At 66.9% G+C, this 19,745-nt stretch carries 16 protein-coding genes; 8 read left to right on the top strand and 8 right to left on the bottom strand.

What is annotated here, in order from left to right:
- Complete coding sequence (locus HPC46_RS02110; RefSeq protein WP_179466565.1) at nucleotides 1-960, bottom strand: aminoglycoside phosphotransferase family protein; 960 nt, start codon at nucleotides 958-960, stop codon at nucleotides 1-3.
- Nucleotides 957-1,100, bottom strand: a complete 144-nt coding sequence (locus tag HPC46_RS02105; RefSeq protein ID WP_179466564.1) for a hypothetical protein — start codon at nucleotides 1,098-1,100, stop codon at nucleotides 957-959. Before HPC46_RS02105 ends, HPC46_RS02110 begins: the two co-directional genes overlap by 4 nt.
- Nucleotides 1,101-1,161: 61 nt before the next feature.
- Between HPC46_RS02105 and hrpA the strand changes: the two genes are divergently transcribed.
- Nucleotides 1,162-5,073 (top strand): ATP-dependent RNA helicase HrpA, encoded by a 3,912-nt coding sequence (gene hrpA, locus HPC46_RS02100; RefSeq protein ID WP_179466563.1) that lies wholly within the window; start codon nucleotides 1,162-1,164, stop codon nucleotides 5,071-5,073.
- Between the two features lie 59 nt (nucleotides 5,074-5,132).
- Here the strand turns inward: hrpA and HPC46_RS02095 are convergent, their stop codons facing one another.
- Nucleotides 5,133-5,300: a hypothetical protein gene (locus HPC46_RS02095; RefSeq protein WP_179466562.1), complete on the bottom strand. Its 168-nt coding sequence runs from the start codon at nucleotides 5,298-5,300 to the stop codon at nucleotides 5,133-5,135.
- Between the two features lie 274 nt (nucleotides 5,301-5,574).
- Between HPC46_RS02095 and HPC46_RS02090 the strand changes: the two genes are divergently transcribed.
- From HPC46_RS02090 to HPC46_RS02080, 3 genes are all read left to right on the top strand, one after another.
- Nucleotides 5,575-5,805 (top strand): hypothetical protein, encoded by a 231-nt coding sequence (locus tag HPC46_RS02090; protein ID WP_179466561.1) that lies wholly within the window; start codon nucleotides 5,575-5,577, stop codon nucleotides 5,803-5,805.
- A gap of 86 nt (nucleotides 5,806-5,891) precedes the next feature.
- Entirely contained in the window at nucleotides 5,892-6,908 is a 1,017-nt protein-coding gene (locus HPC46_RS02085; protein ID WP_179466560.1) for a patatin-like phospholipase family protein, read from the top strand.
- Between the two features lie 10 nt (nucleotides 6,909-6,918).
- On the top strand, nucleotides 6,919-8,202 hold the full coding sequence (locus HPC46_RS02080) for a wax ester/triacylglycerol synthase domain-containing protein (protein ID WP_179466559.1): 1,284 nt from the start codon (nucleotides 6,919-6,921) through the stop codon (nucleotides 8,200-8,202).
- On the opposite strand, the gene HPC46_RS02075 is transcribed toward HPC46_RS02080, so the two are convergent.
- Together HPC46_RS02075 and HPC46_RS02070 are read right to left on the bottom strand one after the other, a co-directional pair.
- Nucleotides 8,169-9,209, bottom strand: coding sequence for a TIGR03617 family F420-dependent LLM class oxidoreductase (locus tag HPC46_RS02075; protein WP_179466859.1), 1,041 nt, complete (start codon nucleotides 9,207-9,209; stop codon nucleotides 8,169-8,171). The two genes, HPC46_RS02080 and HPC46_RS02075, sit on opposite strands and share 34 nt — an antisense overlap.
- 5 nt (nucleotides 9,210-9,214) lie before the next feature.
- Nucleotides 9,215-9,802, bottom strand: coding sequence for a TetR/AcrR family transcriptional regulator (locus tag HPC46_RS02070; protein ID WP_179466558.1), 588 nt, complete (start codon nucleotides 9,800-9,802; stop codon nucleotides 9,215-9,217).
- 108 nt (nucleotides 9,803-9,910) lie between these two features.
- Between HPC46_RS02070 and HPC46_RS02065 the strand changes: the two genes are divergently transcribed.
- Entirely contained in the window at nucleotides 9,911-11,125 is a 1,215-nt protein-coding gene (locus tag HPC46_RS02065) for a sulfotransferase family protein (protein ID WP_179466557.1), read from the top strand.
- Nucleotides 11,122-12,279, top strand: a complete 1,158-nt coding sequence (locus tag HPC46_RS02060; RefSeq protein ID WP_179466556.1) for a hypothetical protein — start codon at nucleotides 11,122-11,124, stop codon at nucleotides 12,277-12,279. Before HPC46_RS02065 ends, HPC46_RS02060 begins: the two co-directional genes overlap by 4 nt.
- Nucleotides 12,280-12,348: 69 nt before the next feature.
- Here the strand turns inward: HPC46_RS02060 and HPC46_RS02055 are convergent, their stop codons facing one another.
- Entirely contained in the window at nucleotides 12,349-12,810 is a 462-nt protein-coding gene (locus tag HPC46_RS02055) for a hypothetical protein (RefSeq protein ID WP_179466857.1), read from the bottom strand.
- Nucleotides 12,811-13,077: 267 nt separating this feature from the next.
- Between HPC46_RS02055 and HPC46_RS02050 the strand changes: the two genes are divergently transcribed.
- Nucleotides 13,078-13,320 (top strand): hypothetical protein, encoded by a 243-nt coding sequence (locus HPC46_RS02050; RefSeq protein WP_179466555.1) that lies wholly within the window; start codon nucleotides 13,078-13,080, stop codon nucleotides 13,318-13,320.
- A gap of 85 nt (nucleotides 13,321-13,405) precedes the next feature.
- On the opposite strand, the gene HPC46_RS02045 is transcribed toward HPC46_RS02050, so the two are convergent.
- On the bottom strand, nucleotides 13,406-14,557 hold the full coding sequence (locus HPC46_RS02045) for an acyl-CoA dehydrogenase family protein (RefSeq protein WP_179466554.1): 1,152 nt from the start codon (nucleotides 14,555-14,557) through the stop codon (nucleotides 13,406-13,408).
- Complete coding sequence (locus tag HPC46_RS02040; RefSeq protein ID WP_179466553.1) at nucleotides 14,550-15,746, bottom strand: acyl-CoA dehydrogenase family protein; 1,197 nt, start codon at nucleotides 15,744-15,746, stop codon at nucleotides 14,550-14,552. Before HPC46_RS02040 ends, HPC46_RS02045 begins: the two co-directional genes overlap by 8 nt.
- 276 nt (nucleotides 15,747-16,022) lie before the next feature.
- Between HPC46_RS02040 and HPC46_RS02035 the strand changes: the two genes are divergently transcribed.
- Nucleotides 16,023-19,667 (top strand): cadherin-like domain-containing protein, encoded by a 3,645-nt coding sequence (locus tag HPC46_RS02035; protein WP_179466552.1) that lies wholly within the window; start codon nucleotides 16,023-16,025, stop codon nucleotides 19,665-19,667.
- Nucleotides 19,668-19,745: the final 78 nt, after the last annotated feature.

Raw genomic sequence — 19,745 nt, 5'->3', positions numbered from 1 at the left:
TTAGTCCTGAACGGCTTTGGCGACCGCGATGCAGGTCGTGAGCCAGCCGGGCTCTGCTCTTTCGGTGCTGAATCCCCGAGTCGCTTCGCTCTCCCCCTCGCCTTCGGCCGGGCGGTACCCCCAGCCCGCCGAGTCCTCGATGGCCCACATCGCATTGATCACCATCCGCACCACCACCCAGGCCCGCGCTCGGTCCTCGTCGAACTCGGCGGCATCGACCAGCGTGTAGAACCGTCGGCGGACGCCCTCGCGGAGATCGCCGGCCAACTCGTCGATGCGGTTCCACAACATCGGGGCGATCTCGTAGTGCGGGTCGCCGTTGACCGGTTTGGGGTCGATGACGAGCCACGGCTGGCGTTCGCCGGTGAGCACGTTCTGGTAATGCAGGTCGCAGTGGATGACCCGCGCGGTGGCGTCTCGGTCTGCTCTCAGCTCGGCGTACTGGCTCAGCGCCTGTTCCACGAGCCGGTGCGGGATCGGGGCGTTGCGCGGGAGCTCGGCCAGTTCGGTGATCCAGCGGTCGACGTAGAACGTCAGCGGTCGAAGTTGCGGGAGGGCGGGGATGTGGATCTGCCGGTACAAGTCGGCGACGATCCGGCATGCCTCGAGGTCGGGGACTCCGGTCAGGTCGGCGTCACCGAGCCGTTCGAGCAGCAGCGCGCGGTGGTGCGGGTCGGCGCTGAGCAGGCGGACGGCGCCGTCGCCACCCCAGCGCCGCAACGCCAGATGCTCGTGCTCGGATTCGTCGTCGGGGAAGCTGAGCTTGAGCACGGCGGGCGTGCCGTCCGAGGAGCGGACCGGCAGCACCAGCGAGCAGTGACCGTGCGTGGCCGGGCCGTCGGGTCGAAGCCGCCACTGCGCGAAGAGGTCACGGGTCATGCGGGGCAGCGAATCGATCCATGCCGCCCATTGCGGTCCGCGTCCGGCCATCGCCCGCACCCCGGCGGGGAGGTCGGTCACGTGTCGGGTTCGTCGGGATGCTCGGTGGGGGGCTCGTTGGGTGGGGCAGGCTTGTTGAGCCAGTCCTTGAGCCGAAACAGCTGGCTGGCCACGGTACCGAGGCCCACCAGCAGCAGGCCGACGACGATCCAAATGGTCATCACCGTCGAGCCTACGCACGCGTGTGGCCGCTGAGCGGATCAGCGGCCTATTGTGGCCCGAGTGTCCGAGCCGTCCGTCGCCCAGGTGCGCGCGCTGCGCGCCCGCCTCGACGCACTGACGATCCGCGATGCCAGCCGGTTGGGGCGACGGCTGAAGTCGCTGCGCGGGGATGTCGCGGCAGGCACGTTGGGCAAGCTCGCCGAGGAGTTCGGCACCGCCGAGGCGCTGATCGCCACCCGCACCGCGGCCGTTCCGGCGATCAGCTACCCCGACCTCCCGGTCAGCGATCGCCGAACCGAGATCGCCGCGGCCATCAGCGAGAACCAGGTTGTGGTCATCGCCGGCGAGACCGGCTCGGGCAAAACCACGCAGTTGCCCAAGATCTGTCTGGAACTCGGTCGCGGAATCCGGGGGACCATCGGCCACACCCAGCCGCGCCGGCTGGCGGCACGCACGGTGGCCCAGCGCATCGCCGACGAACTGGGCAGCCCGCTGGGTGACACGATCGGCTACACGGTGCGCTTCACCGATCAGGCCAGCGACCGCACGCTGGTCAAACTGATGACCGACGGCATCCTGCTCGCCGAGATCCAGCGCGACCGGCGGCTGCTGCGCTACGACACGCTGATCCTCGACGAGGCGCATGAGCGCAGCCTCAACATCGACTTCCTGCTCGGTTGTCTGCGCGAATTGTTGCCTCGCCGGCCTGACCTCAAGGTGATCGTCACCTCTGCGACGATCGAGCCGCAGCGGTTCGCCGCACACTTCGGCGGCGCGCCCATCGTCGAGGTGTCCGGGCGCACGTATCCGGTGGAGATCCGGTACCGGCCGCTGGAAGTACCTGTGGTGGAAGAAGATGCGGAGGATCCCGACGACCCTGACCACGAGATCGTCCGCACCGAGATCCGCGATCAGACCGAGGCGATCGTCGATGCTGTCCGCGAACTGGAGGCCGAACCGCCCGGCGACGTGCTGGTGTTCCTGTCCGGAGAGCGCGAGATCAGGGACACGGCCGAAGCCCTGCGCGATCTGAAGAACACCGAAGTGCTTCCGCTGTATGCGCGGCTGCCGACAGCCGAGCAGCAGCGAGTCTTCCAGCCCTCGCGCACCGCGCGGCGAATCGTGTTGGCCACCAACGTTGCCGAGACGTCGCTGACCGTACCGGGGATCCGGTATGTCGTCGATCCCGGCACCGCGAGGATCTCGCGCTACAGCCGGCGGACCAAGGTGCAGCGACTGCCGATCGAACCCATCTCGCAGGCCTCGGCGGCACAGCGGGCCGGCCGGTCTGGACGCACCGCCCCCGGGGTGTGCATCCGGCTGTACTCCGAGGAGGACTTCGCGGCGCGGCCGCGCTACACCGACCCCGAAATCCTGCGCACCAACCTGGCTGCGGTGATCCTGCAGATGGCGGCGCTGCAACTCGGTGACATCGAAAGCTTCCCGTTTCTCGATCCGCCCGAACAGCGCAGCATCCGCGACGGCATACAGCTGCTGCAGGAATTGGGTGCCTTCGACTCCGCGGGCGTGATCACCGACATCGGCCGCCGGCTGGCGCAGTTGCCGGTCGATCCACGGTTGGCCCGGATGATCGTGCAGGCCGACACCGAGGGTTGCGTGCGCGAGGTGCTGGTCCTGGCTGCGGCGTTGTCGATTCCCGACCCCCGCGAGCGCCCCGTCGATCGGGAGGAAGCTGCCCGGCAGAAGCACGCCAGGTTCGCCGATGAGCACTCGGACTTCGTGTCGTTCCTCAATCTATGGCAGTACCTCCGGGAGGAGCGGAAAGCCCGATCCGGCAGCGCTTTCCGGCGTATGTGCCGCGAGGAGTTCCTGCACTACCTGCGCATCCGGGAATGGCAGGACCTGACGGGCCAGCTGCGCAGCATCGCCCGCGATATCGGAATCCGGGAATCCGACGACCCCGAACCTGCCGATCCGGCCCGGGTACACGCTGCTCTGGTCGCCGGGCTGCTGTCGCATGTCGGTCTGCGGGAAGGGGATTCGCGAGACTACACCGGTGCGCGCAACTCCAAGTTCGTGCTCGCGCCGGGGTCGGTACTGACCAAACGGCCGCCGCGCTGGATCGTGGTCGCCGACCTGGTGGAGACCAGCAGGCTGTACGGGCGCATCGCGGCCCGCGTGGAGCCCGAGATGGTCGAGCGGGTGGCCGGGCATCTGGTGGCGCGCAGCTACAGTGAGCCGCACTGGGATGCCAAGCGCGGCGCGGTCATGGCTTTCGAGCGGGTGACGCTCTACGGGCTGCCATTGGTGCCGCGGCGGCGGGTCGGGTATGCCACCGTCGACCCGGTGGTGTCTCGGGAGTTGTTCATCCGTCATGCGCTGGTGCAGGGGGAGTGGCAGACGCGCCACCACTTCTTCGCCGACAATGCGCGGCTGCGCGACGAGTTGGCGGAATTGGAGGAGCGGGCCCGCCGCCGCGACCTGCTCGTCGGTGACGATGAGATCTATGCGTGGTACGACAACAGGATTCCGGCGCAGGTGGTTTCGGCGCGCCACTTCGACGGGTGGTGGAAGAAACAGCGGCACCGCACGCCGGAGTTGCTGACGTTCACGCGCGAGGATCTGCTTCGTGTCGACGACGAGGGTGCCGAGCGGCCGGACAGCTGGCAGGCCGGGGACCTGTCCTTGCCGCTGACCTACCGATTCGAGCCCGGTGCGTCCGACGACGGGGTGACCGTGCACATTCCCGTGGGGGTGCTGGCCCGCCTCGGCGGTGACGAGTTCGGCTGGCAGGTACCGGCATTGCGCGAGGAGTTGGTGACCGCGTTGATCCGGTCGCTGCCGAAGGACCTGCGGCGCAACTTCGTTCCCGCTCCTGATACCGCCCGGGCGGTGCTCGCTGATATCCCCGCGGGCCGTGAGCCACTCCTGGAAGCACTGCAGCGCGAATTACACAGGCGTACCGGTATTTTGGTGCCGATCACTGCGTTCGCGTTGGACAAGCTGCCTGCCCACCTGCGGGTGACTTTCGCCGTCGAAGCGGCGGACGGCACCGAGGTGGCTCGCGGCAAAGACCTCGAAGTGCTGCAGCGCCAACTGGCCGGCTCGGCGCGGCAGGCGGTGGCCGACGCGGTTGCCGGCGACGTGGAACGCAGCGGTCTTCGCGCCTGGCCCGACGATCTGGACCGGCTGCCGAACAGCGTAGAACGCACCGTGAGCGGCCATCTCGTCCGGGGTTACCCGGCTTTCGTGGACACCGGACCGGGAGTGGATGTGCGCGTGTTCGCCACCACCGCCGAACGTGATGCGACGATGAAGGCCGGGATCAGACGCCTGCTGAGGCTGGCGGTGCCGTCCCCGGTGAAATCGCTGGAGAAGGCGCTGGATCCGCGTACGCGCTTGGTCTTGGGGGCAAACCCGGACGGGTCGCTGGCCGCGCTGTTGGACGACTGCGCCGATGCGGCGGTGGACTTCCTGACGGCGCAACCGGTGTGGACCAAAACGGAATTCGCGGCGCTGCGGGACCGGGTGGCTGCGGCGCTGCCGTCGACCACGCGCGACATCGTAGGCCGCGTGCAGAAGGTTCTGGAAGCCCTGCAGGAGGTGGAGTTGGCCCTGCCGGGCAGGCCGTCGGCAGCGCAGGCCGACGCGGTCGCCGATATCCGCGAGCAGCTGCGAAATCTCGTCCCCAGCCAGTTCGTCACTGTGACCGGTGCCACGCGTCTGGCGGACCTGACCCGGTACCTGACCGCGATCAGCCGTCGGCTCGACCGGCTGGCGCAGGCCCCGCAGGCTGACCGCGAACGGATGCAGCGGGTGCGCGCCGTCGAGGATGCCTATGCCGAGCTGCTGCACGCGCTGTCGACCACCCGCGCCGCCGCAGCCGATGTGCGCGATATCGCATGGCAGATCGAAGAATTCCGGGTCAGCCTGTGGGCTCAGCAACTGGGTACTCCCAGGCCGGTCAGCGAACAGCGCATCTACCGCGCAATCGACACCGTTCTGTCCTGAACGCGAAATGCAAGAGGGGCACCCGAATCGGGTGCCCCTCCGATGGAGTCCGTTGGGGATCAGCGGCTTCCATGCACGGTGGTGTCTACCTGCGGCGCTGTCGCCGTCGGGTGAATGTTGTTCACCCAGTCGTTGTGACCGAGGTCGGCCTGCGCGGGTGCGGCAAGGCCGAGAACCGCGGCGGTCATAGCGCCTGCGATAGCGGTGGTGATGGCGTACGTCTTCATGTCCAATTCCCTCTTCCTCAACGGCCGGAATGGATTTCCGTGCCGCTGACATGTCCCAACGCCGTCAGGGGGCCGGGTAATTCCGCTGGCAGCAGATGATCGCCGGTTGGCAGGAATTGAGCTGTGTCCACCGATCGGGGGACATCGATTTCCACCCGGTCATCCACCGGCTGCCGGACATACATCGACCCGCAGATGCGAGATCGTTTAACCACTGGCGAAGCGTGAAGGCCCGAACAGACAAGTCACAGACGACAAAGAGGAAATGACCACCATGACCACCATGACCTGGATGAAGCGACTGGCCGCCGGTAGCGCACTCGCCGCGGGCTCCGCACTCTTCGCCTTCGGTTCGGCCGCCGACGCCCTCGCCGAGACCAGCCCGTTCAGCGGCGGACCCAACTTCCATCAGCCCACCCAGCATCAGACCTTCCCCGGTCAGAACAACTTCCCGGTGCCGGGCTCGATCGCGCACCACCATCACCAGTGGCACCGCGCCGGATAGACCCCGCAGACCCCCCAACCTCGGGCGGAGAAGCTTCGGCTTCTCCGCCCGACGGTTGCGTCAGGTGGGGCTCCTAGCATGGGGCGATGCCCACGCCGAAGACGAAGCCCGTCGACCTGGTCCTTGCCGGCGGCGGAGTGAAAGGCATCGGCTTGGCCGGTGCCGTGGTCAAGCTGATGGAGGCCGGGTACCGGGCCTACCGCGTCGCCGGTTCGTCAGCAGGCTCGATCGTCGGCTCGATCGTCGCGGCGGCCGCCAAGAACGACCAGATGACCCCGGCAGAGGTTCGGGATCTCGCCCTCAGCATCGACTACCGCAAGTTCTTGGACCCCGGCCCGGTCGAACGCCTCCCGCTGCTCGGGCCCTCGTGGGCGATCCTGCAGGGCACCGGCATCTACCAGGGTGACTACGCCCACGATTTCATCGCCGATCAGCTGGCCGATCTCGGGGTCAGCACCTTCGGGGATCTGCGGCTCGATGACGACGAACTGCCCCCCGAGCAGCGCTACCGGCTGGTGGTGACCGCCGCCGATGTGACGACCGGCCAATTGGTCCGGCTGCCGTGGGATTACCGCAGGCTCTACGGGCTGAATCCCGACGAGCAGCCGGTGGCCGACGCGGTGCGCGCATCGATGTCGATTCCGTTCTTCTTCCGGCCGGTCACGCTGACCAGCGCGACCGGCCGTGAGTCGACGCTCGTCGACGGAGGATTGCTGTCGAACTACCCGATCGAGTCGCTGGATCGCGCCGACGGCAGGAAGCCGCGCTGGCCGACGTTCGGCGTGACGCTGTTACCCGACCTGCCCGCGAACAACGACAAGGTGATCCCCGCGCTGGCCCCGCTGCGGCATTTCGGCGGACCCAGCCTGCTCGAGGACGTCATCACCACGATCCTGGTCGGCCGCGATCAGGCCTACCTGAACCTGCCGTGGGTGAGCTGCCGGACCATCCGGGTGGACTCGAGGAATGTCGGGGTGCTGGATTTCCAGATCAACCAGCGCGAGATCGACGCCCTGTACGCAACGGGTTACGCCGCCGCCACGACGTTTTTGGCGACGTTCAGCGAGCGGGATTGCCTCGAACGATTCCGTCGACCGTCCTAGGCTCAGGCAGGTGTCGCCCGACGATTCCGACCGCCTGTCCGCCGATGACGCGCGCATCCTGGGCCTTGAGTCGGCATCGATCACCGGCCACACCCTGAAACTCGTCGTCCTCGAGCCCGGTGCGGAGCTGGACGTCGATGCCTTACGGGCCGCGGTCACCGAGCGGCTACCCAGCCAGCCGCGGGCCACCCATCGGGTCGACACCTCGGGGCCGGATCCGCGGTGGGCGCCCGCCGGCGACTTCGACATCCGCGAACATGTGCGGCGGCGCGAAGAGGCGCAGTGTCTGACGACCACCGATCTCTGGCGGGCGGTCAGCGGATTGATGTCTCAGCATCTCGACCGCAGCAGGCCGTTGTGGTCGTTCGACCTCATCGGGCCCCTGGCCGACGGACGTGAAGCCATCGCGGCGCGCATCCACCACGCGATGGCCGACGGGATTGCCGGGGTGCGCTTTCTGAATTCGGTGCTGTTCGATCCCGCTGGGGAGGCCGATCAACGGCCGGTAAGCAGTCCAGGACAACATGATTCACCGAGACTGACGCCGCTGGAGGAAGCATGGCGGATGCCGGCGGCACTGATGCGCGAACTGGGCCACCCCGATGGATACGCACCGTTCGATCGGCCCGTCACGATTGCCCGCGAGCTGGCATTCGCCGTAGCCCCGCTGGCCGAGTTCAAAGCGATCGGAGCGTCGCGACCCAACGCCGCCACCGTGAACGACGTTCTGCTCGCGGTGGTCGCCGGTGGACTGCGTCGCTGGCTGGGTGCGGACGGCGCGCGTGATCTGCGCGCACAAATCCCGGTGAGTCTGCATCACCGCGATGAGGCCGCCGGGGATCTGTCCAACCGGGATTCCTTTCTCAACATCGATCTGCCACTGGCAGAGGCTGATCCGCTGCGGCGGCTGGACCGGATCAGTACCGAAACGCGTGAGCGCAAGCGCCTCGATGACGCCGACGAAATATACGACCTGTTCCACGCACTCGGCTGCGTCAAGCGCATCGGAGCGCTGGCCCAGCGGCTGGCGGGGAGCTCACACGAGTTCAGCCTGTCGATCTCCAACGTTCCCGGACCGCGTGAACCGGTTCAGGTCGCCGGCCGTCGGGTGCAGCACCTGTTCTCCTCGTCGGAGCCGGCCGCGCATCACGCTCTTCGGATCTCGGCGATCTCCTGCGCAGGCGACATCGGCATCGGCCTGTGTACCGATCCGACCGCACTGCCGGATATCGCCTCGCTGGCCGGCTGCGTGGAGGCCTCCTACGACGAATTGCGCTCGGCAGCAGGGATCTGACGGCAGGCGCCCAGGAGGGCGCGAAAGCTGTCGTCGTCTGTTTCGTCGGCGGGCACCGGCAAGTTGATGCCGGTGCACAGCCCCGAGTACCACCGCGACAGCACCTCGGGGATCTCATCGTAGGTGCCCTGCGGCACAAGCTGATTCATGACCTCGTCGGTGAGAACTGTTGGTAAATCGTCCCATTCTGAGCGGTGCGCCATCGCGCTGAGCGCCGCGCCGACGCCGGACAGGCCGAAATCTTCCAGCTGCCGTCGGTATGCCGGTGTGCTGTAAAGGAATGCCAGCTCTGATCGCCGCTGTTCGCGCAACGCGTCGACGGCGTCACGGGTGGCGGCCGTCATGACATGAGGGTTCGCGACGACGGCCGGTTGTCCGCGGCCGATGCGTGCGGCGCCCTCGGCCAGGGCGGGCAGGGTCCGCGATCTCAGCACGACGGGGTGTGAGTTGGTCGGATGGCAGACGAAGCCGTCAGCCAGTTCGCCTGCCATCGCGCACATCCGCGCGTTCACGGCGCCGGTCCAGATCTGCGGGGCCGGATGATCGAGCGGTCCCGGGTTGAAATAGGGCTGGAGTCGTTCGAATCGATAGTGCGGCCCGGTGTAGTCGAGCTTGGCACCGCTCTGGAAGCACGCGAAGATCGCGCGCAGCGCGCGGATGTAGTCGGCGAGGCGGGCCACCGGCTCCGACCACTGGGCGGAGAACCGGCCGACGATGTTGCCGCGCACCTGCGAGGCGATCCCGAGCTGAAACCGACCACCGGAATACTTCGCCAGATCCCATGCCGCGTAAGCGGTGATCATCGGGCTCCGCGGAAAGGCCAGCACCATGGAAGTGCGCACGGTCACCCGCTCGGTGCTCTGCAGGGCCAGCGCGGCAACGGTGAAGGGATCGTGGATGGTCTCGGAGATGTGGATGACGTCGAACCCGAGACGTTCGGCTCGGGCCGCCCACGGACCGATTTCGCCGGGGCCCATCGTGGCGGGTGCGGAGGTCACCAGTTCCATCGTGCTCATCGCGCCAGCCCGTCGACGATCAATGAGGTGGCTTGCTCGACCCACCGCTGATCGAGTTGACGTTCGTTGGCCAAGGCCATCATGACTGTGCCGCCGATGGTGTCCAACAGGATTCGTGCGTCGACTCTGGGGGCCGCACGTCCAGCTGCGGCGGCCTCGTCGAGAAACTGTTGCAGCCGAACGTAAGTACTGCCCTGAAGCCGGCCGAGCAGTCGTGCCGAGAGGCCCGGTTCGGCAGGCAGCTCGGCCATCAGCCCGGACATCGCCGTGTGGACGGCCGGGCTGCTGAACAGCTCGATGCTGGATTGCAGGAGTCCACGGATCGCAGATGCGACGTCACCGGTCAGCGGAAGCTCGGCCCCGGGCGGCGTCGGGAACACCGCCTCATAGACGAGTTCCAATTTGGTGGGGAACCGCCGGTACACCGCGGGCGGGTTGGCGCCCGCGCGCGCGGCGACCAGCGGAATGGTCAGCCGGGCATAGCCGATCTCGTCCAGCAGCTCGACTGTGGCGCGCAGGACCGCATCGTCGATACGGCTGTCCCGGGGCCGCCCTTGCGGGCGTAGCTTCTTCGTTGACTCCATTACGTTAAGACCGTAACGTAATCCGACGTTCGGGGCCATCCTTCCCCGCGCCGGGAGGTGGCCAGCATCGCAATCGAGACACCGCCTCGGCCGGCGCCGATCCGGGCCATGAATGCGGCCTACCGCGGCGCCCGGCGCCTCGGCCGCCGCCCATTGACGCTGCGCAAGGCCGCGTTGATGGACCGCGCGGTGCGCAAGGCGGGGGGCCCGACCGATTTCGGCGACCCCCGTTTCGAAGCGGGCCTTGATCGTCTGATCGCCTCGTTGGAAGACGAGGACCGGCTCAACGGCTTCGGCCGAGTACTGGCCGGCGCCCACCTGTCCAACCTGCTTCGGCAGCGGCTGCTGTTGACCCAACATGTCCGCCAGCACCCGGAGATTCGCGAAGAGAAGATCGAGCGCCCGATCTTCATCATCGGAGCGCCGCGCACCGGCACCACGGTCACCCACCATCTACTCAGCCAGGACAGCGGATTCCGCTACCCGCTCACCTGGGAATGCGACGAACTGCACCCACCGCTGGACCCGGCGACCATGGATCATGACCCCCGAATCACGCGCAGCGAAAAGCAGATTCGCCGCGCTATGGCCATGGCGCCCAACCTGGATGCCGCCCATCCGGTCGGCGCCTGGGAGGCCCAGGAGTGCGCGCTGCTGCATGCCTATGCCTTCCACAGCGACACCTTCCATGTGATGTTCAACTGCCAGGGCTATGCGCGCTGGCTGACCGAGCAAGACCTGCGCTGGGTGTACGAAGAACAGAAGCTGTTGCTGCAATACATGCAGAGCGGCGGGCTTCGGCCGACGACCAGCTGGTTGCTCAAGACGCCGCCGCACATGGAGAACATCCACAACATCCTGGCGGTGTTTCCCGACGCCCGGTTCGTCACCACCTACCGCGAACCCACCGAGATCGTCGCCTCCGGCTGCAGCCTGGCCGGCACGGTCTTCCACATGGCTGTCGACGACCCCGACTGGCACGACCATGGCCGCTTCATGCGCTGGCGAACCATCAGGATGCTCGAACGTAACGTCGCATTACGCAGCCAGTACGCCGATCTCGCTGACCGATTCGTCGATTTCCCGATGCAACGCATGGTGACCGATCCGCTGGCATGCGTCGAGGAGATCTACGACCGCTTCGGGATCGAGCTCACCGAATACAACCGGGCCAAGATGAGCCGATTCGTCGACGAGCGAGGAATGGCCAGGCGCAAACCCCATGTCTATCGCGCCGAGGACTACGGGCTCGACATCGCGGAACTTTGGCCGCAACTGCAGTTCTATCGTGACTTCTACGGATTCGAGGATGCCCGACCGTGACAACGAACGACGGCGACCGGCTACGGCGCGTGTGGCAGAAGTTCAACGCCCTCAACGGCGAACTGCTCGAACTGGCCGTGGCCGAAGGCGACCTCGACGCGGGTTCGGCAGCCACGCTGTTGGCCCGGCTGGTCGGGCACATCCAGTACATGGGACTGCTCCTGAGCAGCGACCCGGCCCGGCCGACGTTGATCAATACCCAATACTCGCCGTGGAATTGGGGCCACTCGAATCCCGACACCCTCTACCTGTCGGCGCGCATCGATGACATCCACGACTATCGGGTGTTCGGCACCTTGGGGTCGGTGTCCCAGACCACCTTCGGCGTCTACACCGGCAAGGACGATCAGGGCACCGCGGTCAAGGTGCTCGCCGACGACCTCGAGGTCGCCGACGACGGCACCTTCGAGATCTTCTTCGGCCGAGAACCCAGCGGCACCAACTGGTTCGAACTGCCGCACGGCGCCGACTCGTTCTGCGCCTACCAGACCTACGGCGACTGGGACCGCGAAGCCAAAGGCACGATTCGCATCGAATGCCTCGGCGACGTCCCGTCCCCCGAGCCGGCATCGCTGGGCGCCGCGGTCGATGCATTCGACGCACACCTCGACGCGTCACGGGAGCTGTTCACCATGTGGGTCAAGGACATTCCGTCGCGGGTGTTCGGGGCGCTGCCGAAGAATGTCGCGATCCCACCGATGCAGCCGCCCTCGGCGATGGCCGGCGCATGGTTTGTGCCGGTCGCCTGGGAGCTTGCCGAGGATCAGGCGCTGGTGATCGATTACCAGATCCCCGACGGCAGTCCGTATGTCGGCATCTGCCTGACCGACCGGTGGAGCGCGATGATCGACATCGAGACCCGCCAGACGAGTCTGAACATCGGCCAGTCGGAAATCACCGACGGACACGTCCGGATTCTGCTGTCCACTAAAGACTTCGGCGTCCCCAACTGGCTCGATGCTCGTGGTTACCGCAGTGGAGTGGTCACCTGGCGAGCGACCACAACGACCCAGCCGGCTGCGCCGGTCATCACCGTGATCGGCACCGACGAGATCGACCGGCACTTCGACCCGGCGTACCGCCTGACCCCGGCCGAACGTGCCGTCGCCCTGGCCAAACGGCACGCGCATTTCGCCGACCGCAACACGCCCTGAGGCATTCTCAAATCACCAGGGCCGCAGGCGAATGTCGATCACGCAAGCGGGGCAGATCCTGTCCGCTGGTCAGGCAGCGTTCGGAAATTCGATGTCGATATGTAGTTGGTTGTCCTGCGGACGGCCTGGCGCGGGCTTCCATCCGACGTACGTCAGGTACACCCCAATGAGGGCCATCACGACGAAGCCGGCGGTCCAAGCGGCGGTCGCCCCGATCATCCGATCAGCCAGGGAGGCGAAGACATCTGGAAAGGCGATGAGAACGAGTCCGCGTACCACCAGCAGCCACCCGAGCACCGAGATGACGATTGCAGCGAGCCCACGCCAGATTTGGTGGAATGCAACGATGGCGATTCCACCGGCCAGGATAAAGGCCCCCGTCACCCACGGCCATACGGCACTCGCCGTGAACTCCGACAACAATTGCGGCATCTCCGCAGCGCGCGCCAAGCCTGCGACCGGGATGAGTGTGAAGAACGGCCCCAGAACCCGGGCGAACATCCGGGTGCGGTGTTGAGGTTGGGTGTTCATGAATTTTTTCTCGATCCATGATTCGACGATCATGAGATCCACTGATCTCATGATCAATAGGGCCACAACGCAAGCGCAAACGACATAGGCCAAAGGTCCGCTGGTCGCGGCCGAAAGTCCTCAGCGGCCGACGGTGTCCCCCGATCGGCGGACACCGGATTCATCAGGGCCATGGCCCAGTCACCCGACAGACGTCGAGCCCCACGTGCGCGATTCTTGTCTCACCCGGCAAACCGGGTGAAGCACGAAGAGAACGAGCACGTCATCATGACCATCACGACCACCAACACCTCGACCACAATCTGGTTCAAGCGCATTGCCGCAGGCGCAATCCTGGCCACCGGTTCCGCGCTGATCGCCCTGGGAGGGGCACCGATGAGCTACGCGGGTCCCAGCGGACCCAACATGAGCCATCCGGAGCCGCACCCGGTGTTCCCGCACCAGACCAATCAGCCCCAGCCGGGGACCTCGATCCATCACCACCACCAGTGGAATCGCCATCGCGGCTGACGAGCCAGGCGCACCACGGAAACCGTTCGGGTGCGAGAAGTTCTCAGAACTTCTCGCACCCGAACGTTTCTGTTATGGCCAGTCTTCAGACCGGCAGGCCGTCGGCCACCCTCGGGCCGCCATCGGCGCTCGCTTCGTCCAGAACGAGATCGGCGATCCGGGACCGGTGCTGTTCGGCGGTGCCCAACAGCGCCGCATCGGTCGCGGCACGCTTGAAGTACAAGTGCGCCTGGTGTTCCCAGGTGAATCCGATGCCGCCGTGCACCTGGATGGTGTCGGCAGCGATGTGGCTCAGTGCCGCCGAGGCGGTGGCCTGGGCGATGCTGGCGGCAAGTGCGGGGTCGTCGGAGCCGTCGGTCAGCGCCCACACCGCGTGATACGCCGTGGAACGGGCGTGCTCGAGGTCGACCAGCATGTCGGCCAGCTTGTGCTTGATCGCCTGGAATGACCCGATCTGCCGACCGAACTGCAACCGGGACTTGGCATACTCGACGGCCAGGTCCAGCAGATGCTGTGCGGCACCGACCTGTTCGACGGCCAGTAGCGCCGAGCCCACCTGCAGCGCGTGGGTGATCACCCGCTGCGCTTCCTCAGGGCCGGCCAGCAGCCGGGCCGGGGAATCGGAGAAGGTGATCGTGGCCTGCGGGCGGGTCAGGTCCAGGGTCATCAGCGCCGTGCGCCGGGTGTCCTTGGCGTCCACCGCGTAGAGCCTGATCCCGTCGGAACCGGTTGCCGCAACCAGGATTTCGTCGGCCGCAGCACCGTCAACCACCCGCTCGACGGTACCGGTGACGGTGTCACCGTCGGCGGTCACCGTCACGGTCGCCGGATCGAACGCGCCGGCCGTGTCGGTGACGGCGAACGCCGCGGTGCGGGTGCCCTCCACCAGCTGGGTCAGCAGCTCGTCGCGAGCCGGGCCGCCGGGGCTGGCCACCAGCGCGGGAACGGCCAGATATACGGTGCCGAACAGCGGGCCACAGGCCAGGATGGCGCCGAACTGCTCCACCGCGACAGCCTGGTCGACCAGCGAGCCACCCACACCACCGTCGGCCTCGGGCACGGACAACCCGAGCACGCCGAGTTCAGCGCCGAGCCGGTTCCACACCGCGGTGTCGAACGGGACCGGGGACTCCATCAACCGGCGGACCGTCGCCTCGTCGAAGTTGTCGGCGCAGAACTTGCGGACCGCAGCCCGCAATTGCTGCTGTTCCTCGGTGAATGTGAACTCACTAGCCACGGGGGATCTCCTTCCAGGGCATGCCCGCGTCGGCGCGCAGATCGCCGGGCAGGCCCAGTACCCGCTCGCCGAGGATGTTGCGCATCACCTCGGTGGTGCCGCCCTCGATGGTGTTGGCGCGGCTGCGCAAGTACCGCTGCTGGACCGGCCCCCGCCAGTCGCCGGCGTCGCCGGAACCGTCGGTCAATGCGTAGCTGTCGTACAGAATGCCTTCGGGCCCAAGTAGATCCATGCACCATTCGTAGATGTGCTGGTTGAGCAGGGCGCCGACCAGCTTTCCGACCGAGGCCTCGGGACCAGGGCCGCCGGAGGTGGCCGAGGCGCGGGAGCGCTCCGAGGTCAGTCGCTGGGCTTCCGAACGTAACCACAACTGCGCCAACCGATCCCGAAGTACCGGGGTGTGCAGATCGGGGCGTGAGGCCCACAGCGTCGTGGCGTCCTTGATGGTGCCGCTGCCGCGGCGGCTGCCGCTGGCACCAAGGGCGCTGCGCTCGTTCATCAGCGTGGTCATCGCCACGCCCCAGCCGTTGCCGACCGCGCCGAGGCGGTGGCTGTCGGGAATGCGGGCGTCGGTGATGTAGACCTCGTTGAACTCGGCCTGCCCGGTCATCTGCCGCAGCGGGCGGGTCTCGACGCCGGGGGCGTGCATATCGAGCACGAAGTAGGTCAGGCCCTTGTGCTTGGCGATATCGGGGTTGGTGCGCGCGAGCAGTAGACCCCAGCGGGCCCGGTGCGCCAGGCTGGTCCACACCTTCTGGCCGTTGATCACCCACTCGTCGCCGTCGGGCACCGCGCTGGTCGCCAGGCCCGCCAAATCCGAGCCGGCTCCCGGCTCGGAGAACAGCTGGCACCAGATGTCCTCGGTGGTGGCCAGCGGGCGCAGCAGCGCCTTCTTCAGCTCGTCGGATTGGGCGTGTTCCCGCACGGTCGGGGCGGCCATGCCGTAACCCATCGGGTTGAGGCCCAGTGGTACCGGGCCGCCGGCACCCTGCAGGATCCGATCGGCGACGGCCTGCACACCGCGGGACAGGCCAAGCCCACCCAAGCCCTCGGGAAAGTGCACCCAGGACAAGCCGGCGTCGTAACAGGCGCCAAGGAATTCCGGAATCGGGACGTTCTTCGGATCGTGGTCTGCCACGACCCGCCGGGCCAGGTCTTCGACCCGCTCGGCATCAGCGACGGTGCTCATTCCGACACGATATGAAACCCGTTGTTGTCAGTTGTTGGCAGGTGTCAAGTTCCTGGCCGGATCGACGAACGTGAGCCGTGGCGGGGCGAGGCCTCCGCCGTGTCGCAAAGGCCGGGTGGTGTGCCTGAATGCTTTGTCGCGAAGTCGCGTCGTCGCTGGTCAGCCGTGTTAGTCTGCGCGAAGCCGTGAATCGTGGGCAAGTGCTGGATGAGGCCGCGATATGCGGAATGAGCTAGTAGCAAAGCACGGTTTCGACGACTTTGGCCGGGGGATGCCATGGTGCGCGAGTCTGACGCACACGACCAGTTCGCCAGCGGTACTCGACACCATCGCGGTCGACACCGGGCCCGCCGACGGGTGCCCTATGAGTGGTTGGGCGCGGGCGCCCTGGCTCTGGGCCTGGGCACGGCGATGGCCGGCGGCACCGGGGTGGCCCACGCGGATGCCGGCGGGAATCAGACGTCGTCGGCCGGTCAGTCCGGTCACTCCGGCCGGCCCGCACCGTCGGTGCGGCACGGTTCGGCATCCGGCCCCACCCGGCGCGCCGCGGTCACGACCTCACGAACGGATCGGGCACCGGTCACCGTCGACAATTCCGTCACCGAGGCGTCGGGCCGTATCTCCTTGGGGCGCCGGGAACCTGGCCCGAGCACACCGCCGGCGCCGGGTGGTCCGCTGTTCGCCGCGGTCCTGGGTGCGGTCCGGGAAGTCGAGCTGGCCGTGCATCGCCGGGTGGCTTTCGGTCCGGTGACCACCACATCGCTTGTCGAGCACGGCATGTCGAGCACCTCCGCCACGGCGGTGGCGCGCACCGCCACCGCCGGTGCTGCCGACGCCGCCTCTCCGACCGAGGCGGAGCGTGAGCAGAGCGTCGCCGAGCTCAACATGTCGGTCGGCTGGATTCCTGGTGTGGGCACGGTGCTCAACGGACTCAGCCTGGTATCGGACTTTCTCGACTTCACCATCGCGGCGCTGCGCGGCGACACCGCCGACATGGGTGACGAAGTCGCGGACATGACCGTCGACGTCATCGGCATGATCCCGATCGTCGGCGCGCCACTGGCGGGGACCATTGCGCGCCTGCGGGTACCCGACCCGGCCCCTGGCGACCACGCGCCGAGCCCCGGCACGGACAACTTCACGACCGATGAAGACACCCCGCTGCTCGACAATGTGCTGAGCAACGACACCGACGCCGACGGCGACATCCTGACCGCCACCCTGAAGAAGGCTCCGGCCCACGGCGTGGTCTCGCTGGCCGCCGACGGCTCGTTCACCTACACCCCGACGGCCGACTACAACGGCGCCGATGTGTTCACCTACACCGTCAGCGACGGGCCGAAGAGCAAGACGGGCACGGTCAAGATTACGGTCAACGCGGTCAACGACGCTCCGGTCGCCGGCGATGACGCCGCGACCCTCGACGAAGACACCTCGGCGGTGATCGCGGTGCTGAGCAATGACACTGATGCCGATCGCGATCCGCTGAGCGTCGTGGAGGCCACCGCCCCCGGCCACGGGTCCATCAGCCTGGGTGTCAATGGCGCGATCACCTACACCCCGACCGCCAACTACAACGGCAGCGACAGCTTCGACTACACCGTCAGCGATGGGCACGGCGGAACGGCCACTGCGACATTGCATCTGACGATCAATCCGGTCAGCGATGTCGCGGTCGACGTGACCACCGACCCCGCGACCGGGGTGGCCACCGGTACGGCGGTCAGCACCGATCCGGAGGCGGGCCCGCTGACCTACAGCGGATCGACGACGACAGCCAAGGGCACCGTGGTCGTGGCCGCCGACGGCAGCTTCACCTACACCCCGACCGCCACGGCGCGCCACGAGTCCGCGCGGGTGGGGGCGGGCAGCGCCCAAACCACCGACACGTTCACGATCACCGCCACCGACACCGCCGGCGCCACCACCATCGCGGTCAGCGTCGAGATCGCACCCGCGAACTCGGCGCCGGTGATCGGCACCGCGACCGCCGGCACGCCGAACACCTCCACCGGGGTCGTCACCGGCACCGTCACCGCCACCGACCCGGACGGGGACGTCCTGATGTACAGCACGCCGCGCAGCACCGCGTTGGGCAGCGTCGTGATCAACGCCGGCACAGGGGTATTCACCTACACCCCGACCGACGCCGCCCGGCGCGCGGCCACCGCGTCGACCACCGACAGCTTCACCGTCACCGTCGACGACGGATATGGCGGCGTGTCGACGACGACCGTGACGGTGTCGGTCGCACCGGTCGACTCCGGCGGCGGCACCGGCGGCACTGCTCCCGGCCCCTACACCGCGACCCGCGCTTTCGGTCCGTTCACGATGGGCCAGTCGAACAGCTTTCAGGACAGTCTGGCGGTCGGCCCGGACGGTCAGGTGTACGTGGTCGCCAATGGCGGCCTGACGGTGATCGATCCCAGCGACGGCTCGAAGAAGGTGTTCGCCAATCCGAACTACGCGTCGGTCGCGGTGGCGCCCGACGGGCGAATCTTCGTGCTCGACAACTCCGACGGCAGCGTCGACGTCATCAGTGCCGATCACAAATCCATTCGGCACGTGAAGATCGGGGCCAATTGGTCGGCCAACATCGAGATGGGGCCTGACGGTCGCGCGTACGTGCTGGGGTCCACGGGCATCACGGTGATCAATCGAAACCTCACCACCGGCACGATCAGCCTGGGCGGCAACGCCGTCAGGAAAATTGCCGTGGGAGCCGACGGATATATCTGGGGCTACTCCACAGACACCAACTTCTTCAGCCCAACGTACGGCGAATCGGTCGTGTTGATCAATCCGACCAGCCATGCGACCTCGACGGTCTACCTCGGCTACGACAGGGACAGCACCGACATCGACGTGGGCCCCGACGGTCGGGCGTACGTCACCGACCCGCAGACCGGAACCGTCACGGTGGTGCACCACGACGGCAACACTCTTGGTGTCGACGAGACCATTGACGTCGGGTACGGCGGGGCCGCCGCTTTCACCCGGTATGGCGACCTCGTCGTGAACAGCGGGGACGGCTTGACGGTGGTCAGCCCGGGCACCGGGGGTGCCGCAGCCACAGTGCGCACCGTCGACATCGGAGCCAGCCCAAGCGATCTCGCGGTGGGACCGGACGGGCGTATCTACGTCACGTCGACGCAGTCCTGGGATGACACCTCGGTCATCGAGGTCGGGTTCCGGCAGGCCGGCGACCCGGAAGCGCATTTCGCGCGCACGGATGCGGCACGGCTCTACAACAACCTCCGGGATCGCACCGACATCACCGCCGACGCCGATGGCATCATCATCGACAAGGTCGTCGGTCGGGACAACCAGACCCGACTCATCGTCTACATCGGCGGCACCATACCGAGCTCCTCAGGTAACCAGCCCGTGATCGACAACGTTTACGGATTGAACGGTTGGCTCAAGGAGAATCAGACCACCGTGATCCAGCAGGCGTTGGACGCCAACCCCGGAGCAGAGATCATGCTGGTGGGGTACAGCCAGGGCGGGATGGACGCACAGGTCATCGCGGCCAAGACCGGGTTCCCGGTGACGACCCTCATCACCTACGGTTCGCCGATCGTGCAACCACCCGTTGCGGGTGTCCACACCGTCCATTTCGCCGATGCCGACGATCCAGTGGTGAATTTTGGCAACGGATTTCATCCGGACTACGCGCAGGCCAATGTCGACGCCGGCTATGTGCTCACCCTGTCGGCAGGGACCGAGAATTCTCCCCTCGACCCGTTGAACGTGCACACCAATCGGCAGACCTATACGCAGATCGGAAACGCGTTCAGCCAGTATCGTTTTGACCCCACTTCGAACTTCGGCAAGGTGCAAGCCGACCTGCAGCGATTCGAGGGAGTCGTCACCTACACGTACGGGGCTGATCAGTCGGCGGTGGCGACGTCCGTCTAGTCGTTCCGGATCATCTTCGAGCACCGCTCGTCAACAGAGGGTCATCCGCCTCGGTAAACTAGAACGTGTTACAGTTCG

This window comes from Mycolicibacterium vinylchloridicum (genome assembly GCF_013404075.1).
Classification (GTDB): domain Bacteria; phylum Actinomycetota; class Actinomycetes; order Mycobacteriales; family Mycobacteriaceae; genus Mycobacterium; species Mycobacterium vinylchloridicum.
Note: the sequence above shows the minus strand (reverse complement) of the source record. Positions and strands in the feature narration are given on the sequence as shown.